This is a genomic window from Sphingobium sp. HDIP04 (genome assembly GCF_000445085.1).
Taxonomy (GTDB): domain Bacteria; phylum Pseudomonadota; class Alphaproteobacteria; order Sphingomonadales; family Sphingomonadaceae; genus Sphingobium; species Sphingobium indicum.
This window is the reverse complement of sequence record NZ_ATDO01000130.1, coordinates 14,792-31,894: the sequence shown is the minus strand read 5'-3', so window position 1 is coordinate 31,894 and position 17,103 is coordinate 14,792. Positions and strand designations below refer to the sequence as shown.

General features: G+C 66.1%; 19 protein-coding genes. 13 read left to right on the top strand and 6 right to left on the bottom strand.

Annotation, left to right across the window (positions count from 1 at the left end; translation table 11 throughout):
- The 5 genes from L286_RS44960 to L286_RS44940 all read left to right on the top strand — a co-directional run.
- Positions 1–582, top strand: a 582-nt coding sequence (locus L286_RS44960; protein ID WP_021223351.1) for a TolC family protein, incomplete at its 5' end; no start/stop codon positions are given.
- Positions 575–2,089, top strand: coding sequence for an efflux RND transporter periplasmic adaptor subunit (locus L286_RS44955; RefSeq protein ID WP_020820984.1), 1,515 nt, complete (start codon positions 575–577; stop codon positions 2,087–2,089). The genes L286_RS44960 and L286_RS44955, both read left to right, overlap by 8 nt.
- Before the next feature lie 5 nt (positions 2,090–2,094).
- Positions 2,095–2,796 (top strand): ABC transporter ATP-binding protein, encoded by a 702-nt coding sequence (locus L286_RS44950; protein ID WP_020820985.1) that lies wholly within the window; start codon positions 2,095–2,097, stop codon positions 2,794–2,796.
- A 61-nt stretch (positions 2,797–2,857) separates the two neighbouring features.
- On the top strand, positions 2,858–4,063 hold the full coding sequence (locus L286_RS44945) for an ABC transporter permease (RefSeq protein WP_007689001.1): 1,206 nt from the start codon (positions 2,858–2,860) through the stop codon (positions 4,061–4,063).
- Positions 4,064–4,253: 190 nt separating this feature from the next.
- Positions 4,254–4,613, top strand: coding sequence for an RcnB family protein (locus L286_RS44940; RefSeq protein WP_020820986.1), 360 nt, complete (start codon positions 4,254–4,256; stop codon positions 4,611–4,613).
- Between the two features lie 49 nt (positions 4,614–4,662).
- Here L286_RS44940 and L286_RS44935 read toward each other — a convergent pair whose 3' ends face one another.
- Positions 4,663–6,066: a GntP family permease gene (locus tag L286_RS44935; protein ID WP_020820987.1), complete on the bottom strand. Its 1,404-nt coding sequence runs from the start codon at positions 6,064–6,066 to the stop codon at positions 4,663–4,665.
- A 320-nt stretch (positions 6,067–6,386) separates the two neighbouring features.
- On the opposite strand from L286_RS44935, the gene rpsF reads away from it, so the two are divergent.
- From rpsF to L286_RS44915, 4 genes are all read left to right on the top strand, one after another.
- Entirely contained in the window at positions 6,387–6,791 is a 405-nt protein-coding gene (gene rpsF / locus L286_RS44930; protein ID WP_007688995.1) for a 30S ribosomal protein S6, read from the top strand.
- 13 nt (positions 6,792–6,804) lie between these two features.
- Positions 6,805–7,029, top strand: a complete 225-nt coding sequence (gene rpsR / locus L286_RS44925; protein WP_004212076.1) for a 30S ribosomal protein S18 — start codon at positions 6,805–6,807, stop codon at positions 7,027–7,029.
- 13 nt (positions 7,030–7,042) lie between these two features.
- Positions 7,043–7,639: a 50S ribosomal protein L9 gene (gene rplI, locus L286_RS44920; protein ID WP_013039941.1), complete on the top strand. Its 597-nt coding sequence runs from the start codon at positions 7,043–7,045 to the stop codon at positions 7,637–7,639.
- A 270-nt stretch (positions 7,640–7,909) separates the two neighbouring features.
- Complete coding sequence (locus L286_RS44915) at positions 7,910–8,284, top strand: c-type cytochrome (RefSeq protein WP_020820988.1); 375 nt, start codon at positions 7,910–7,912, stop codon at positions 8,282–8,284.
- A 243-nt stretch (positions 8,285–8,527) separates the two neighbouring features.
- Here the strand turns inward: L286_RS44915 and L286_RS49090 are convergent, their stop codons facing one another.
- From L286_RS49090 to L286_RS44895, 5 genes are all read right to left on the bottom strand, one after another.
- Complete coding sequence (locus tag L286_RS49090) at positions 8,528–8,683, bottom strand: hypothetical protein (RefSeq protein ID WP_007688983.1); 156 nt, start codon at positions 8,681–8,683, stop codon at positions 8,528–8,530.
- Positions 8,684–9,231: 548 nt separating this feature from the next.
- The gene (locus L286_RS44910; protein ID WP_007688981.1) at positions 9,232–9,444 is read right to left on the bottom strand and encodes a DUF2093 domain-containing protein; all 213 of its coding nucleotides are present in this window, start codon (positions 9,442–9,444) and stop codon (positions 9,232–9,234) included.
- Positions 9,444–10,847 (bottom strand): NAD(P)H-dependent flavin oxidoreductase, encoded by a 1,404-nt coding sequence (locus L286_RS44905; RefSeq protein ID WP_025160510.1) that lies wholly within the window; start codon positions 10,845–10,847, stop codon positions 9,444–9,446. Before L286_RS44905 ends, L286_RS44910 begins: the two co-directional genes overlap by 1 nt.
- A gap of 95 nt (positions 10,848–10,942) precedes the next feature.
- A complete protein-coding gene (locus tag L286_RS44900; protein ID WP_020820991.1) occupies positions 10,943–12,094 on the bottom strand; it encodes a glycosyltransferase family 4 protein in 1,152 nt (383 codons plus the stop codon).
- A gap of 15 nt (positions 12,095–12,109) precedes the next feature.
- Positions 12,110–12,979 carry an alpha/beta fold hydrolase gene (locus L286_RS44895; protein ID WP_020820992.1) on the bottom strand — a complete coding sequence of 290 codons (870 nt, stop codon included), beginning with the start codon at positions 12,977–12,979 and terminating at the stop codon, positions 12,110–12,112.
- Between the two features lie 40 nt (positions 12,980–13,019).
- On the opposite strand from L286_RS44895, the gene L286_RS44890 reads away from it, so the two are divergent.
- The 4 genes from L286_RS44890 (at position 13,020) to L286_RS44875 (ending at position 17,102) form a co-directional block, all read left to right on the top strand.
- Positions 13,020–14,414 carry a protein adenylyltransferase SelO gene (locus L286_RS44890; protein WP_020820993.1) on the top strand — a complete coding sequence of 465 codons (1,395 nt, stop codon included), beginning with the start codon at positions 13,020–13,022 and terminating at the stop codon, positions 14,412–14,414.
- Positions 14,415–14,476: 62 nt separating this feature from the next.
- A complete protein-coding gene (astD, locus tag L286_RS44885) occupies positions 14,477–15,910 on the top strand; it encodes a succinylglutamate-semialdehyde dehydrogenase (RefSeq protein ID WP_020820994.1) in 1,434 nt (477 codons plus the stop codon).
- A 110-nt stretch (positions 15,911–16,020) separates the two neighbouring features.
- Positions 16,021–16,809: a uroporphyrinogen-III C-methyltransferase gene (cobA, locus tag L286_RS44880; RefSeq protein ID WP_020820995.1), complete on the top strand. Its 789-nt coding sequence runs from the start codon at positions 16,021–16,023 to the stop codon at positions 16,807–16,809.
- Complete coding sequence (locus tag L286_RS44875; protein WP_007688967.1) at positions 16,806–17,102, top strand: DUF2849 domain-containing protein; 297 nt, start codon at positions 16,806–16,808, stop codon at positions 17,100–17,102. The genes cobA and L286_RS44875 overlap by 4 nt, the downstream gene beginning before the upstream one ends.
- The last annotated feature ends 1 nt before the right edge of the window (position 17,103 follow it).

Genomic DNA, 17,103 nt, shown 5'->3' with positions numbered 1-17,103 from the left:
CCCGCCGACACGCTGCGCCAGCGGCCGGACGTGCGCTCGGCCGAACGGGCGCTGGCCGCCGCAACGGCGCGCATCGGCGTGGCGCAGGCGCAGCTTTATCCCTCATTGGGCATCAGCGGCAATATCGGCACGACCTCCAACAGCTTCAAAGACCTGTTCAGCCTGGTCACCGGCGGCGTCTTCGCCAATGTGGCGCAGGTCATCTTCGACGGCGGACGCCTCGCCTCGCAGGTTCGTTCGCAGCGGGCGGCGACCGACGCCGCCTTCGCCGCCTACAAGCAGGCGGTGCTGTCCGCGCTGGAGGATGTGGAGAATGCCATGGCTTCGCTGTCGAGCGCCCGCGCCCGCAAGGCGGAGTTCGCGACCGCCTATGAAGCGTCGAACAACGCCGCGATCCTGGCGCGCAGCCAGTATCAGGCGGGCCTGATCGATTTCCAGACGCTTTCCCAGAGCGAGAACAGCCTTTTGAATGCGCGCAACAGCCTTGCCGGCGCGCAATCCGACGAAGTCCTTGGCCTGGCCCAGCTCTATAATGCGCTGGGCGGCGGCTGGCAGAATATGGAAAACCGTCCCAATGACTAACGATGCGACCAGCGATCAGGGCCTGAACGACTTTCTGGGGGCGCGGCCCGAAAGGCCGTGGCGCAAATGGGTGGTCCGGGGCGCGGTCGGCGTCGCCCTGCTGATCCTCGTCCTGCTGCTTGCCCGCTGCTTTTCGGGCGACGACAAACCCAATTACGCGACGCGGGAAGTGCGCAAGGGCGACCTCACCGTCTCCGTATCCGCCACCGGCAATCTGAAGCCCATCAACCAGGTCGATGTCGGTTCAGAACAGTCGGGCAAGATCACGGCGGTCCATGTCGATGTGAACGACCGCGTGACCAGGGGGCAGAAGCTGGCCGAACTCGACACCCGGCGGCTGGTGGACACGATCAACCAGAACCGGGCGCAGCTTGCCTCCTCGCAGGCCGGCGTTGCACAGGCGGAGGCGCAGGCGGCGCTGGCCAAGGCGACGCTCGACCGCCAGCTCAACGTGTTCAAGCTCTCCGGCGGGCGCGTTCCCGCCAGGACGGAACTGGATGCCGCCCGCGCCGACTACAGCTCCGCCCTCGCCAACCTCCGCTCGGCGCAGGCGCAGGTTCGCGTTTCCCAGGCGCAGCTTTCCACGGCGCAGACCAATCTTTCCATCGCCCAGATCGTCTCGCCCGTGACCGGCGTCGTCCTGTCCCGCGACATAGAGCCGGGCCAGACCGTCGCCGCCTCGCTGAACGCGCCGGTCCTTTTCACCATCGCCGAAGACCTGACCCAGATGGAGGTGGAGGTCTCGGTCGACGAGGCGGATGTCGGACAGGTGAAGGAGGGCCAGAGCGCCAATTTCTCCGTCGACGCCTTCCCCGGCCGCACCTTTCCGGCGCGAGTGACGCGGGTCAATGTCGGCTCCAACAGCGCCAGCGCCAGTTCCTCCTCCTCATCGGGCAGCAGCGCGGCCAGCAGCACGACGGGCACCGTCGTCGCCTATACGGCGGTGCTGTCGGTGGACAACAAGGACGAGATATTGCGCCCCGGCATGACCGCGACCGCCGACATCGTGACGCAGGAACTGCATGACGTGCTGCTCGTCCCCAACAGCGCGCTTCGCTTCAAGCCCAGCGCGGGCAACCAGGGCGGCGGCATCACCAGCCAGATCGTCCCCGGCCCCCGCCGTTTCCGCCGGGGCGGCGCGAACCGGCAGGTCAGCTTCGGCATCGGCAGCAGCCAGACCGTCTACGTCGTGGGCGAGGACGGCAATCCCAGGGCAGTGCAGGTGACCGTCGGCGCCAGCGACGGCGCGCGCACGGTCATCACCGGCGGCGGCCTCAAGCCCGGCATGCGCGTCATCACCGGGCAACTTGCCGCCGGCCAGCAGGCTCCGGCGGAGGACCAGGCCGATGGCGGTTCGCGGGGCGGCGGACCGCGTGACCGCAACCGCAGGCCGGAAGGCGACCGCTCCACCGACGGCAGCCCGGCGACCGTCGGCAAGCTCGGCAATTCGGGCGGCGGGAAGGCGGAAACAGCGCCGGTCCGCACCGGCCGCCAGAGCGGAAGCTGACGCGCATGGCGGCCGATCCGATCATCTCCCTGCGCGGCGTCACCAAGGTCTACGGCTCCGGCCCGACCGCCTTTCAGGCGCTGAAGGGCATCGACCTCGACATCGCGCAGGGCGATTTCGTGGCGGTCATGGGGCCTTCCGGCTCCGGCAAGTCGACGACGATGAACATATTGGGCTGCCTCGACGTGCCCACGGGCGGGGAGTTCCTGTTCAAGGGGCGGCATGTCGAAACGCTCGACCGCGACCAGCGCGCCCTGCTGCGCCGCCGCTATCTGGGCTTCGTGTTCCAGGGGTTCAACCTGTTGTCCCGCACCACGGCGCTGGAGAATGTCGAGTTGCCCCTGCTCTATCGCGGCGAGGACAAGAAGACCCGATATGAGGCCGGCATGGCCGCGCTGGACAAGGTCGGCCTGAAGGACTGGTGGGACCACACGCCCGCCGAACTGTCCGGCGGGCAGCAGCAGCGCGTCGCCATCGCCCGCGCCATCGTGACCCAGCCCGACGTGCTGCTGGCGGACGAGCCGACCGGCAACCTCGATTCCGAAAGATCGGTGGAGATCATGGAACTGCTGACCGACCTCAACCGCAATGGCGGCATCACCGTGCTGATGGTCACGCATGAGCCGGACATGGCCGCCTTTGCGCGCACCATCGTGCATTTCAAGGACGGGCTGGTGGAGCGGGTCGAGCAGGGGGTGACGGCGTGATCGCGATACCCTCCCCCGTCAATCCCGCGAAGGCGGGAATGAACGAAGGCGCGCGCGAAAGATGCTAGGCACCACCGTCATCCTCGCCTTCCGGGCGATCAACCGGCACAAGCTGCGCAGCTTCCTCACCACGCTGGGCATCATCATCGGCGTGGCGGCGGTCGTCACCATGGTCACGCTGGGCAATGGCGCGACCGCCGCCGTACGCGAGCAGATCAGTTCGCTCGGCGCCAATGTGCTGCAACTCCGCCCCGGCCAGGGTTTCGGCCGGGGCGGCGGCGGTCCGCGCCCGCCCGACTTCAAGCCCGCCGACCTGACCGCCATCGAGAACCAGCTTACCGGCGTCCGCGCCGTCGCGCCGATGGTGCAATCCAGCGGCACGGCCATTTACGAAGGCAGCAACTGGTCCACCACCGTCTACGGCACCACCGCCGCCTATTTCGAGGTGCAAAGCTGGAAGGCCGATACCGGCCGCCTCTTCATGCCGGAGGAGGAGGAGGCGGGAAAACCCGTCTGCATCATCGGCAATACGGTGCGCACCAACCTGTTCCAGAGCAATGACCCGGTCGGCAAGCGCATACGCATCAAGGGCGTATCCTGCCAGGTGATCGGCGCGCTCGCCACGCGGGGCCAGGGCGGATTCGGGGATCAGGACGATGTCGTCGTCATGCCGATCAAGTTCGTCCAGCGCCGCTTCACCGGCGACCGCGACATCAGCCAGATCATGGTCGCGGTGGACGACGCCTACGACACCAGCGCGGTCCAGGCCAGCCTGGAGGAACTGATGCGCGAACGCCGCAAGGTGAAGCCGGGCGCGGAGGACAATTTCAACGTCTTCGACACCAAGCAGATCAGCGACACGCTGACCGGCACCACCACCATATTGACGCAGATCGTGGCGGCGGTGGCGGCGATTTCCCTGCTGGTCGGCGGCATCGGCATCATGAACATCATGCTGGTTTCGGTGACGGAGCGCACGCGGGAGATCGGCATCCGCCTCGCCATCGGCGCGGTCGCGCGCGAAGTGCTGATGCAGTTCCTGGTCGAGGCCATCGTGCTGTCCTGCCTGGGCGGGCTGATCGGCCTGTTCCTGGCGCTGGTCGCGTCGGTCGCCATCGCGCCGCTGATGCAGGTGCCCTTCATCTTCGACGTGAAGGTGAATGTGATCGCCTTCCTCTTTTCGGCCGCCATCGGGGTGGTCTTCGGCTATTTCCCGGCCCGACGCGCCGCCGCGCTCAACCCCATCGACGCCCTGCGCCACGAATGACGGCGGACCGAAAGTTCATTCAAGCCCTTGAAAGACGGTCTTTTCTGAACCGATATTCAGACTAATTCCGCTTCTGTTACAATTTTCGACAATCCTTGGGCATGGTCGGCACAGGCCTGCGACAAATGGCTCCTAATTCTGTCTTCAACGCCGGGAGAGCCGGCCGGAGCAAGAAAGAAGGAGCAAGATCATGTTCAAGAAGATTCTGATGGGTCTGGCCGCCACCGCCATGACCGCCAGCCCGATGGTCGCCTCGCAGGCGCAGGCCGCGCATCAGCGTGAAGTCCGCCAGGTCGTGAAGCACGGCCCCCACGGCCGCACCGTCACCCGGACCACGGTGGTCCGCAAGGACGATCATCGCCGCTGGGCCAAGGGGCAGCGATTCGACCGACGCTATGCGACCAACTATCGCGTGATCAACAATTATCGCGGCTATCGCCTGAACGCCCCGCCGCGCGGTTACCGCTGGGTCCGCTCCGGCAATGACGCGGTCCTGATCGCCATCACCAGCGGCATCATCGGCGCGGTCGTCGCAGGCGCCATCCGCTAAGCCGGCCACACCGGCCGGAACGCTCCGGAGCCACGCTCCGGGGCGTTTTTCATGTCAACCCCGTCAGATAATAGACCGCGATCACCACGAACACGGTGAAGGTCTTGATCAGGGTCAGCGCGAAAATATCCTTATAGGCCTGCCGATGGGTCAGCCCCGTCACCGCCAGCAGGGTGATGATGGCCCCGTTATGCGGCAGGCTGTCCATGCCCCCGCTCGCCATGGAGGCCACCCGATGCAGCACCTCGCGCGGGATGCCCGCCGCGTCCCCCGCCGCCGCGAACTGCTCCGCCATAGCCGCCAGCGCTATCGACAGCCCGCCCGAAGCAGACCCCGTGATCCCGGCAAGCGACGTCACCGTGATCGCCTCATTGACCAACGGATCGGGCACGGCCCTCAGCGCCTCCTTCACCACCAGGAAACCCGGCAGCGCCGCGATCACCGCGCCGAAGCCATATTCGACCGCCGTATTCATCCCCGCCAGCAGGGCGCCGCCCACCGCCGCCTTCGACCCGTCGGCGAAGCGCCGCGCCACAGGGCGGAAGGCAAAGAGCAGGATCGTCCCGATCCCCAGCAGCAAGGCGCCCTCCACGGCCCAGAGCGCGGCGACCTGCGCCACCTTCACCGCGACCGGATCGGTCAAGCCGGGCAGCGACATGCTAACCTCCTCCCCCGCAGCCAGGCGCGGGATCAGCATGGTCAGCGCCAGATTGCCCAATCCCACCACCAGCAACGGCAGCAGGGCGACCAGCGGATGCACGGCCCGCCCGCCCATGTCCGCCGCCTCCGGTTCGTTCACCAGCGTCTCCGGCGCGCCATAGCCCTCCCCCGCCGCCCGCATCGCCCGCCGGCGCCAGCCCAGATAGGCAAGGCCCAGCCCCATGATGCAGGCCGATCCGATCAGCCCCAGCACCGGCGCCGCCCAGGCGGTCGTGCCGAAGAAGCTGGTGGGGATGATGTTCTGGATCTGCGGCGTCCCCGGCATCGCGTCCATGGTGAAGGTGATCGCCCCCAGGCCGATGGTCGCGGGCACCAGCCGCTTGGGGATGTCGCCCTGCCGGAACATCTCGGCGGCGAAGGGATAGACGGCGAACACCGCCACGAACACCGAAACCCCGCCATAGGTCAGCAGCGCGGTCACCAGCATGATCGCCGGGATCGCCCTCTGCGCCCCCACCAGCCCGATCACAGCCGTCACGATGACACGCGAAAAGCCCGAAATCTCGATCAGCTTCCCGAACAGAGCGCCCAGCAGGAAGACCGGGAAATAGAGTTTCAGGAAGCTCCCCACCTTGTCCATGAACAGGCCGGAAAAGACCGCCGGCACCGCGGCCGGATCGGTCAGGAACACCGCCAGCATCGCCAGCAACGGCGCCATCACGATGACGCTCATCCCCCGATAGGCCGCGACCATCAGCAAAATCAGCGAAAGCGCCGCGATACCGACCGCCATTACCATCTCCCCCAGAAATCACATCCGTTCGCACTGAGCTTGTCGAAGTGCTTTCCTTACTTTTCCATGGATAGAAGGAAGTGGAAGGCATCGACAAGCCTGTCCTGAGCCCGTCGAAGGGCTCAGCCCGAACGGAGGAGGGATTGGCTCAAACCCTTTCAACTCTTCCTTGCCTTTCCCCCGCATTTCCGCCATAGGCGCCGCTTCGCTTGGCCGGAGGTGACTCGCGGCCCTGCGAACGAATGCTTATGGACGACAGCCGGAGGGGCGTTTCGCATGGGGCGGGCGTCAGCGATCGGCCAACAGATGAGGCAATATCCATGGCTCTTTACGAGCATGTGTTCCTTGCGCGCCAGGATCTGGCACAGGCGCAGGTGGACGCCCTGGCGGAAACCGCCACCAAGATCGTCGAGGAAATGCAGGGCAAGGTGACCAAGGTGGAAACCTGGGGCCTGCGCAGCCTGGCCTACAAGATCGCCAAGAACCGCAAGGCGCACTATGTGATGCTGAACATCGACGCCCCCGCCGGCGTCGTCGCGGAACTGGAGCGCCAGACCCAGATCAACGAAGACATCATCCGCTACATGACCATCAAGGTCGATGAGCTGGAAACCGGCCCGTCGGTCATGATGCGCAAGCAGGAACGCGCCGAGCGCGGTCCGCGCGGCGAGCGTGGCGATCGCGGCCCGCGCCGCGAGCGCGAAGAAGCCCCGGCTGGCGAATAAGGAGATCTGAAACATGGCACGCCCGTTTTTCCGCCGCCGCAAGAGCTGCCCCTTCGCCGCCAAGGATGCGCCGAAGATCGATTACAAGGACGTCCGTCTGCTCCAGGGCTTCGTGTCCGAGCGCGGCAAGATCGTCCCCAGCCGCATCACCGCGGTGTCCGCCAAGAAGCAGCGCGAACTGGCCCAGGCCATCAAGCGCGCCCGTCACCTGGGCCTGCTGCCCTACATCGTGAAGTGAGGGAGTAAGACCCATGGAAATCATTCTCCTCGAACGGATCGAGAAGCTGGGCGCCATCGGCGACGTCGTCACCGTGAAGGACGGTTACGCGCGTAACTACCTGCTGCCCAACAAGAAGGCGCTGCGTTCGAACGCCGCCAACAAAAAGGTGTTCGAAGCCAACCGCGCCAAGATCGAGGCCGACAACGCCGCCCGCCGCTCGGACGCCGAAAAGGCTGCCGAAGGCGTCAACGGCAAGCAGATCGTCCTGATCCGCCAGTCGTCCAACGCCGGCCATCTCTACGGTTCAGTCGCCGTCCGCGACGTGGTGGAAGCGCTGCACGCCGATGGCGTCACCAACGTCACCAAGGCGATGGTCGTGCTGGAACGCCCGATCAAGACGCTGGGCGTGTTCGACGTCAAGGTCGCGCTGCACCCGGAAGTCGCCGTCACCATCACGGTGAACGTCGCCCGCTCGCCGGAAGAAGCCGAGCTTCAGAGCCAGGGCGTCGACGTGATGGCCGACCTGTTCGAAAAGGACGAGAGCGGCTTCATCGAAGATTACGATCCGAATGCGGAACCCGGCGAAATCGCCGTGGAAGCCGAAGAAGCTCCGGCCGAAGAAGCCTGAGGCTTCCTTTCGGAACGACAATAGGAAAGCCGCCCCTCACCGGGCGGCTTTTTTATTGGCGCCGGGTTTGTCGGCCGATGGGGAGAAAGGCTGTCCGGCGGACCTGGGAGGGCAGCACCCCGGCCCAGAGCGCCGAACAGCCTTTCCGCCGCTCTCCATAGAGCGCCCTTCCGGCGCGCTCTTCAATTCACGTTCAGATTCAGGCTGCTATTCGCCATTTACGCACCCCGGCATGAATTCCAGCCGGTCATCAAGGGAAGAGGACAATCGATGATTTCGAGGTTCGCCGCGCTCGCCGCTGCCATGCTGATCGCGAGTCCCGCGCTTGCCCAGACTGGCGACGCCGCCAAGGGCAAGGCGGTCTTCGCCCGCTGCATGGCCTGTCATGCGGTCGATCCGGGAGTCAACCGTCTGGGTCCGTCGCTCGGGGGAATCGTGGGCCGGCCATCCGGCGCGGTTCCGGGTTTCGCCTATTCCGCCGCGATGAAGAAAGCCAGTATCCGCTGGGACGCCAAGTCGCTGGACGCTTTCCTGACCAAGCCGTCCGCCAGCGTGCCGGGCAACAAGATGATGTTCGCGGGCCTGCCCAATCCCGCGGATCGCGCCAATCTGATCGCCTATCTCGCCAGCGCGGGCAGGAAATGATCTGAAAACCATGCATGCAGATTTTCCGCCTGCTTGGGAAATCGCTCCAGGCAGGTGGGCAATTCGACATTCGAAGGACTGGGTGATTTGGGTGGTTTCCCACCACTCCTCCTTTCGTCGCCCCGGGGCTTGGCCCGGGGTGACGGGAAGTAGCCAACGCGCTCCAGCGCCAATCGGCATTCGGTTCAGCGCGAGAAGGCGGACGATGGCCAGCCTCATCCCACTTCACGGAAACACTCCGGTTCAAAGCCCCAGGCGGCTCCAGAACTCGTCGGGCTTGACCGGCGTCCCGCTTTCGGATGGACGTTCGGGACGGGTCCAGGAGGAATGGGGAATGTGGATTTGCGGGCTGGCGCCGAATCGGCGTTGGCGGCGGGAACGAATGGCATTGCGGGTCATCGTCTTCTCCTGTCGAGGAGGAACACGAAACCTTGCGTCGTCGCTTCAGTACCGTGCGCTTTAGCCGTTGGTGACGCGGAGCAAGCTGACATCCTTCAAAAGCCGCGGAGCGTTGCGCTCGGCAATATATCTACTGCATTTGTAGAGAGATGGAAGATAGCTTTGCTTAAGTCGTGCAGACCGCAGGTTTCGCGGCACAGCCGGCCCGAGTTCCGTCATTAGAGAACAAGGGTGAGACGCGCCTGTCAGAACACCACATTGTAGAGGAACCAGCCCATGATCAGCAGGCTCGTCACAACACAGAGACGATCACCGAAAATGTCGATCCGCGACATCGCTTGCATCCTTCCTTGGTCGAGCGATCTTCGTCGCCTCGTTTATGAAGGATAAACCATCAGCGCGGAGAAAGGAATAGAATAACTGCGCCCGACCGATCCATAAAAGCGCCGAACCGAAAATATGGGGTCTTGAACATCATTAGGGCGCAGTGCGGCAAGAAGTGCCGCTTCATCCCGGCAGTCCTCGCAAATCAATCTATATTCAAGCCGTTAGCGAAAGCCGGCGCCGCGATGTTCCAGGAAGGAACGGGTCGCTTCCTCCGGCCCCCGATAAGCCTCCTGAAACTCCGCGCTCCAATATTTGAGGTCTTCCAGATCGATACGCGCACCCGAAACCGCGCAGAGCACGAACTGCCCCGGTCGCACGACATCGAAATGCGGCGTGTCGTAATGCAGCACCGCCAGTCCCTGAATATCCGCCATCAGTCGCCGGTCAGGATGCGATCGACGAGCTGCTTCACGGTCGGCACGAACCCGTTGGAGTAGAAGGGATCCTGCTTGAACTTATAGGCGCCATGGCCCGCGAACAGCAGATTCTTGTCGAGATCGCCGCCATGCACCGCCTCCTGCAAGGACTTCTGGATGCAGAAGCTGCGCGGGTCGGCCAGGCGCCCGGTCGAGTTGGTCTCGCTGTCCATCCAGCTTGAGAAGGCGCATTGGCTGAGGCAGCCCATGCAGTCGGTCTGGTCCTTGCGGATTTCGGCCTTTTCCTCCTCGGTCACGAACACCAGCGTATTGTCGGGCGTCTTGAGCGCGGAGGTGAAGCCCTGCCCCACCCATTCGCGGGCGCGCAGCAGGTCGCCCCGCGTCACCCAGAAATTCTTGCCCTTCACGCCCGCGTCGAGCTGGTGCGTATGGTCGCCCGCCTGTTCGGTGCTGAAGGGAATCTGCCGTTCGGAGCGCGCCTCAAGCTGGCGCAGGAAGGGATTGCGGACCGCCGAACTGTAGAAGCCGGTCGGCGAGAAGCGGTGCAACAGCACGTCGCCCGGCTCCAACTGCATCAGCCGCTCTTTCCAGAGCTGCGGGATCGGGCTTTCCTGCGTCAGCAGCGGACGGGTGCCGAACTGGAACATGATCGCGCCCAGTTCGGGATTGTCGATCCAGTCGTTCCAGTCCTTGAGCGCCCAGACGCCGCCCGCCATGACGATGGGCACATCGTCGGAAATGCCGCCTTCCCGCATGGTGGCGCGCAGGTCGCGGACGCGGGGATAGGGATCCTGCGGCGCCTTCGGGTCTTCGGCGTTGGACAGGCCGTTATGCCCGCCCGCCAGCCACGGGTCCTCATAGACCACGGCGGCGAGCCATTCCGACGCCTTGGAATAGGCGCGCTTCCACAGGGCGCGGAAGGCGCGGCCGGAACTGACGATGGGCAGATAGTTGACGCCGTAGGAGGCGGCGATCTCCGACAGCTTGTAGGGCATGCCCGCGCCGCAGGTGACGCCCGCGACCATTCCCTTCGTCTTTTCCAGGACGCCGTGCAGGACGCGCTGCGCGCCGCCCATTTCCCAGAGCACGTTGATGTTGATCGCGCCCTTGCCGCCCGCGATTTCGAAGGCGCGCTTCACCTGCTCGACCGCGCCGTCTATGGCATAGGCGATCAGTTCCTCATGCCGGTCGCGACGGGTGCGGCCATGATAGACCTGGGGAATGACGTTGCCGAAGCTGTCATAGCTGTCCGCATTGACCGCCGACACCGTGCCGATGCCGCCGGCCGCCGCCCAGGCGCCGGAACTGGCATGGTTGGAAACGGCCACCCCCTTGCCGCCTTCGACCAATGGCCAGACTTCCCGGCCGCCGTAAACGATGGGCTTCAACCCCTTGAACAACGCAATCTCCCACGCAAAAAATTCCGTGGCCCCCAACCACATGAAGGCCGCCCTATAGCAGCTTTGCGGTCGGATGACGAATATTTGGGCGCGCCCTACCGCAAAATATGGGGACTGGATAGTGCCTGCCCGTAAAGCGCGGCATAGGCGTCCACCATCGCGGCTTCGGTGAAATCGCGCCCGGCGCGGTGACGATTCGCCTCGCCAAGCCGTTGCCGCAGGTCCGGGTCGCCGGCCAGCGTGCCGAGCGCGGCCGACAGGGCCGCCTCGTCCGGGACGATGAACGGCCGGTTTTCGGGCGCGACCATGGCGGCGACGTCGCCCACGTCGGTCGATGCGACGGGCAGGCCCGCCGCCATCCCCTCCACCAGCGAGATCGGGAACTGCTCGCTGTCGGAAGACAAAGCGAAGATGTCGAACAGGCCCATGAAGCGCCAGGGTTCCGGCAGGAATCCGGCCATGCAGATGTCGGCCAGTCCGTGATCCCTGGCTTCCGCCGCTATGGCGTCGCGCTCCGGCCCCTCCCCCACCACCACCAGCTGGAGCCGCTCGCGATGCGGCGCGACGGCGCGGACGAGGCGGCGGATATTCTTGACCGGACGCAGGCCCGCCACGGTGCCGACCAGCAGCTTGCCGGGCGCGCGGTCGAGGGCGGGAATGGCGTCGGGCAAGGGCGGCTGCCCATAGCGCGCCGTGTCGATGCCGTTGCGGATCAGATGGACCTTCCGCGGCGGCTGACGCCACATGTCGCGGGCGATGCCTTCAAGCCGGACGGACGGGACGACCAGCGCATGCGCGCGCTGGAGCGCCAGGCGGCGATAGAGGTTGCGCTGCGGCTTGAGGCCGCCCGCCTCATCCGCGTTGAAGCCGTCCTCATGATGGATCAGCGGCGGCCCGCCATGGATGCGCCGCGCCATCACCGCGTCCATCGCGCCCCAATTATAGCTGAGGACAAGGTCGTAATCCGCCAGGAAGGCCGCGATCGCCCTGAAGCGCCCAAGGCCCGGCCTGCCGGCGAGCGGAGGGGATTCGGGAAAGTCGACCGGCGTGGCGGGGTCGATGGCGTCGCGCGCGCTCATCAGTTGGGGCGCGGCGCTGACGATGCTGTGACGGGCGCGGTCGCCCCAGAGGTTCATCAGGCGCACGGCCCGCGCCTCCTTGCCGCCCAGTGAAAAGCTGCCGTGGACATGCAGCAGCCGGGGCGGGCCATCGATCTGCCGAGGCCGGCGCGCGGCGAAACGGTCCATGCCGCTCAAGCCGCTTCAGCCATTCAGCACCCGCGCCAGCAGCCGGTCGATGGCGACGACGGATTCCGGCTCGTCCAGGACGGGGGCGTGACCGACATTGGAAATGGTCGCGCATTCCGCGCCGGGGCCGATTTCCGCCACCATGCGGGCGGCGGTGGCGGCGGAGAGCAGGTCGGAACGCTCGCCCCGCAGCACCAGCGTCGGAATGCCGCGAAAGGCCTGCATGACCGGCCACATGTCGACGCTCGCCTCGCTGCCCGCGACCCGCAAGGGTTCGGCTATGCGCATGTCATAGTCCAGCACGATCCGACCCGCGCTGTTGAGGCGGTAGAGGCGCTTGGCCATGGCCAGCCATTGGTCGAGGCCATAGCCGGGATAGATGTCCCGGTTCGATTCCTCCAGGGCGCGGGCGGCATGGACCCAGCTTGGATGCGACTGGCCGATGCCGACATAGGTGCGGATGCGCGCAAGGCCGGCCTCCTCCAGCGTCGGCCCGACATCGTTGAGCAGCGCGCCCGCCAGCCATTCGCGATGGGTCGCCGCGATCAGCATGGTGATGATGCCGCCCAGCGACGTGCCGATGGCGACGAAGCGGGTGATGGCCAGGTCCGCCAGCAGGCGGCCGATGTCCTGCAGATAGGTGAGCGGGACATAGGTCATCGGGTCCTTCGCCTGCGCGCTTTCGGCGCGACCGCGCATGTCGGGACAGATGAGGCGCCATGGCCCCGCGAGGCGCGCCGCCAGCGGTTCGAAATCGCGGGCGTTGCGAGTGAGGCCCGGCAGGCAGAGCAGGGGCGGACGGCCATCGTCGCCGCCAGCATAATCGCGATAATGGAGCCTCAGCCCGTCGGGGGACCACCAGTATCCGTCGCTATGGCTGCTCAAGCTGCTTGATCCTTCCACCCTGCATCCCCCATATCGCCGCATGCGCCCTGCCCTGCAACCCGCCAAATTCAGCCCCGCGAACGAAATCGCCGCGCTGCAGCCCGATTTTGCCGATCCCGTCGCGGCGGCGGACTTTCCCCGGACCGTCCTGCGGTTCCGCAATGACCGCTGGGCGAAAGCGGTGGGCCTCAGCGACCTGAGCGATGAGCAATGGCTGGCGCATTTCGGCCGGTTCCAGCCGCTGGAGGGATCGCTGCCCCAGCCGCTGGCGCTGCGCTATCATGGGCATCAGTTCCGCGTGTACAATCCCGACATCGGGGACGGCCGCGGTTTCCTGTTCACGCAGCTTCGGGACGGCGCCGGCCGGCTGCTGGATTTGGGCACCAAGGGTTCGGGCCGGACGCCCTATAGCCGCTTCGGCGACGGCAGGCTGACGCTGAAGGGCGGCGTGCGGGAGATTTTGGCGACGGAGATGCTCGAGGCGCTGGGCGTCAACAGCTCCAAGACCTTTTCCATCGTCGAAACGGGCGAGGCGCTGGAGCGCAATGACGAACCCTCCCCCACCCGCGCGGCGGTGATGGTGCGGCTCAGCCACTCGCATATCCGCATCGGCTCCTTCCAGCGCGCCGCCTATTTCGACGACAAGGCGCTGCTGGAGCGGCTGGTCGACTATGCGCTGACGAAGCTCTACGGCGAGGAGCCGGGCGACAATCCTCCCGCGCAACTGCTGGGCCGGGTGGTTGAACGCACGGCCGATCTGGCGGCGAGCTATATGGTGGCGGGCTTCGTCCATGGCGTGCTCAACAGCGACAACATCAATGTGACGGGCGAGAGCTTCGACTATGGGCCGTGGCGGTTCGCGCCGCTTTGGGAACCGGGGTTCACCGCCGCCTATTTCGACCATGCCGGGCTCTACGCCTTCGGACGGCAGGCGGAGGCGATCCATTGGGACGTGGCGCAGCTTGCCGTGTCGTTGCGTCCCTTGACGGAGGCCGAACCGCTGATCGCGCAGTTGGAGCGTTTTCCAGCGCTTTATGGCGAGGCGATGGCGCGCCGCTTCTGCTGGCGCCTGGGAGTCGTGCCGACGGACGATGCCGCCGCCATGGTCGAGGCGGCGGTTCGGGGCATGGTCGCCACCCAGCGGCCGATCGATCGCTTCTTCCAGGACTGGCGGGGCGGCGACCCCCGCGACGGCGCGCCCTATGCCGGGGAGGAATGGGCCGGTTTCCGCGAGGCGATCGCCGGGTTCGAGGCGAGCGGGCCGATGGATCATGGCTATTGGGCCGATCCGCTGCCCTGCTCCATGCATATCGATGAGGTGGAGGCGATCTGGAGCGCCATCGACCGGGATGACGACTGGGCGCCGCTGCATGCGAAGGTGACGGCGGTCCGCCGCATGGGCGAAGCGATGGGCGACGCCCCGGACCTGCCCTGAGCCGATGCCTCGCCGGGAGCCAGGCCCTTCCCTAAAGCGGAATTAATTGCCATATCGGCACCATGTCCGCCGCGCTGACTTCGTTCGAACCCGCCACTGGCGCGCTTTTGTGGCAGGGGACCGCCAGCGATGTGGAAGCGGAGGTCGCCCTGGCCCGTGCCGCCTGGCCGAAATGGGCCGCCCAGCCCATCGCCTACCGCATCGAAACGCTGCGCCGCTTCGTCAATGTGGTGCGCGCCAATGAGGAGGCGCTGGCCGACCTGATCGCCCGCGAAACCGGCAAGCCGCTGTGGGATGCGCGGACCGAAGTGACGGCGGTGATGAACAAGGTCGACATTTCCGTCGCCGCCTTTTCCGAACGCACCGGACAGAGGCGGCTGGAGGCGGCGATGGGCGCGCGCCAGTCCGTGCGGCACAAGCCGCATGGCGTCATGGCGGTGCTGGGGCCATATAATTTCCCGGCGCACCTGCCCAACGGGCATATCGTCCCTGCCCTGCTGGCCGGCAACGCCGTCCTCTTCAAGCCGTCGGAAAAAACGCCCGCCGTGGGCGAGATGCTGGTGCGCTGCTACCATGAGGCGGGCGTGCCGGAGGATGCCGTGCGGCTGGTGCTGGGCGGGCCGGACGAGGGCAAGGCGCTGGCCGCCCATCCCGATGTGGGGGGCGTCCTCTTCACCGGGTCGGCGCAGACCGGCATCGCGATCAACCGGCAATTCGCGGCCAATCCCGGCAAGATATTGGCGCTGGAAATGGGCGGGAACAACCCGATCGTCGCCTGGGACACCGCCGACATCGCCAGCGCGGCGACGCTGATCGTGCAGTCGGCCTTCCTGTCGAGCGGACAGCGCTGCACCGCGGCGAGCCGGCTGATCGTCAAGGAGGAACTGGCCGACACGCTGGTCGGGGAGGTCAAGAGGCTGGCCGACCGGCTGATCGTCGATCATCCCCATGCCGACCCCGCGCCCTATATGGGTCCGGTGATCGACAACCAGGCGGCGGATCACCTGACTGAGAGTTTCCTCTATCTGATGAGCAACGGCGGCAAGCCGATCAAGCATATGGTCCGCACGACCAAGGGGCTGCCCTTCGTGACGCCGGCGATCATCGACGTGACCGCCATGGCGGAGCGGCCCGATGTCGAACTGTTCGGCCCCTTGTTGCAGGTCGTCCGGGTGCCGGATTTCGAATCCGCGATCCGGGAGGCGAACAACACCCGCTACGGCCTGTCCGCCGCTCTGATAGGCGGATCGCCGGAGCAATATAACCAGTTCTGGGCCAATATCCGGGCGGGCATCGTCAACTGGAACCGGCCGACCAACGGAGCCTCCTCCTCCGCGCCCTTCGGCGGAGTGGGCATTTCCGGCAATCATCGGCCCAGCGCCTATTATGCGGCGGACTATTGCGCCTATCCGGTCGCGTCGGTGGAGATCGAGCAGCCGCGCGCGTCCATCGGCATCGGCCTTAAGGACATCGACACGAGCGCGATGGGGGATTGAGCCACCGGGCGGCAGCGCGACGGATCAAATCGATCCTCCCCAAATTTTCCTTCGTCCCGGCCAACGCATTCTGAATTGAAACCGGGGTCGGTTTTCGCCATCTGCCCAGCATGGCTGAAATTCCACCTGCCACTGTCACCCTTGTCGGCGCGGGTCCGGGCGATCCGGAACTGCTGACGCTGCGCGCCGCGCGGCTGATCGGCGAGGCGGAGGTGATCGTGCATGACGGGCTGGTTTCGGCGGACATATTGGCGCTCGCCTCCCCCCATGCCGAACTGATTTCCGTCGCCAAGCGGCGCAGCCGCCATTCGGTGCCGCAGCATGGGATCAATGCCCTGTTGGTCGAACTGGCGCTCGCCGGGCGCAGGGTCGTGCGGCTGAAGGGCGGCGATCCCTTCATCTTCGGCCGCGGCGGCGAGGAGATGGAGGCGTGCCGCGCCGCCGGAGTGCCGGTGGAAATCGTGCCGGGCATCAGCGCCGCCATCGGCTGCGCGGCGCAGGCGCAACTGCCCCTCACCCATCGCGACGCGGCAAGCGCGGTCAGCTTCGTCGCCGGGCAATGCAAGGGGCTGACCGATCAGGACTGGTCCGGGCTGGCTGGCGCGGGGCGCACGCTGGTCATCTACATGGGCGTGGCGACGGCGGCGGACATCGCCGACAAGCTGATCGCGGACGGCGTGTCCCCAGCCATTCCCGTCGCCGTTCTGGAAAACGGCACGCGCGCCGACATGCGGACGCTGCGCACCTTGCTTGCCGATCTGGGCGAGATGGTGGCGCGGGAAAAAGTGAAAAGCCCCGCCCTGATTGTGGTTGGGGAGGTGGCGGCCTATGCGCTGGCGCAGGATGTGCTGGCCGGCTGGGCCGCGCGGGAGACATTTGGGGCGGAGACTGAAAAGTGAAGATTTTGACCGGCAATGACCTTGGCACCGGGGACGTGATCTGGTGGGCGGGCGACGGCTGGTCGCGGCAGGTCGGCGATTCCGTCGACGTGGGCGACAAGGGCGAGGATCTGGCCCGGGCGGAGGAAGCCGCGCTGCGGGTCGTGGGCGCCTATGTGATCGATGCGACCGTGACCGAAGACGGCGTGCGCCCCGCGCATATCAAGGACCGCATCCGCGCCCTGGGACCGACGGTGCGCCCCGACCTGACGCTGAAACCGAATGACGCCGATGCCGGCAACTGGGTGATCTGAA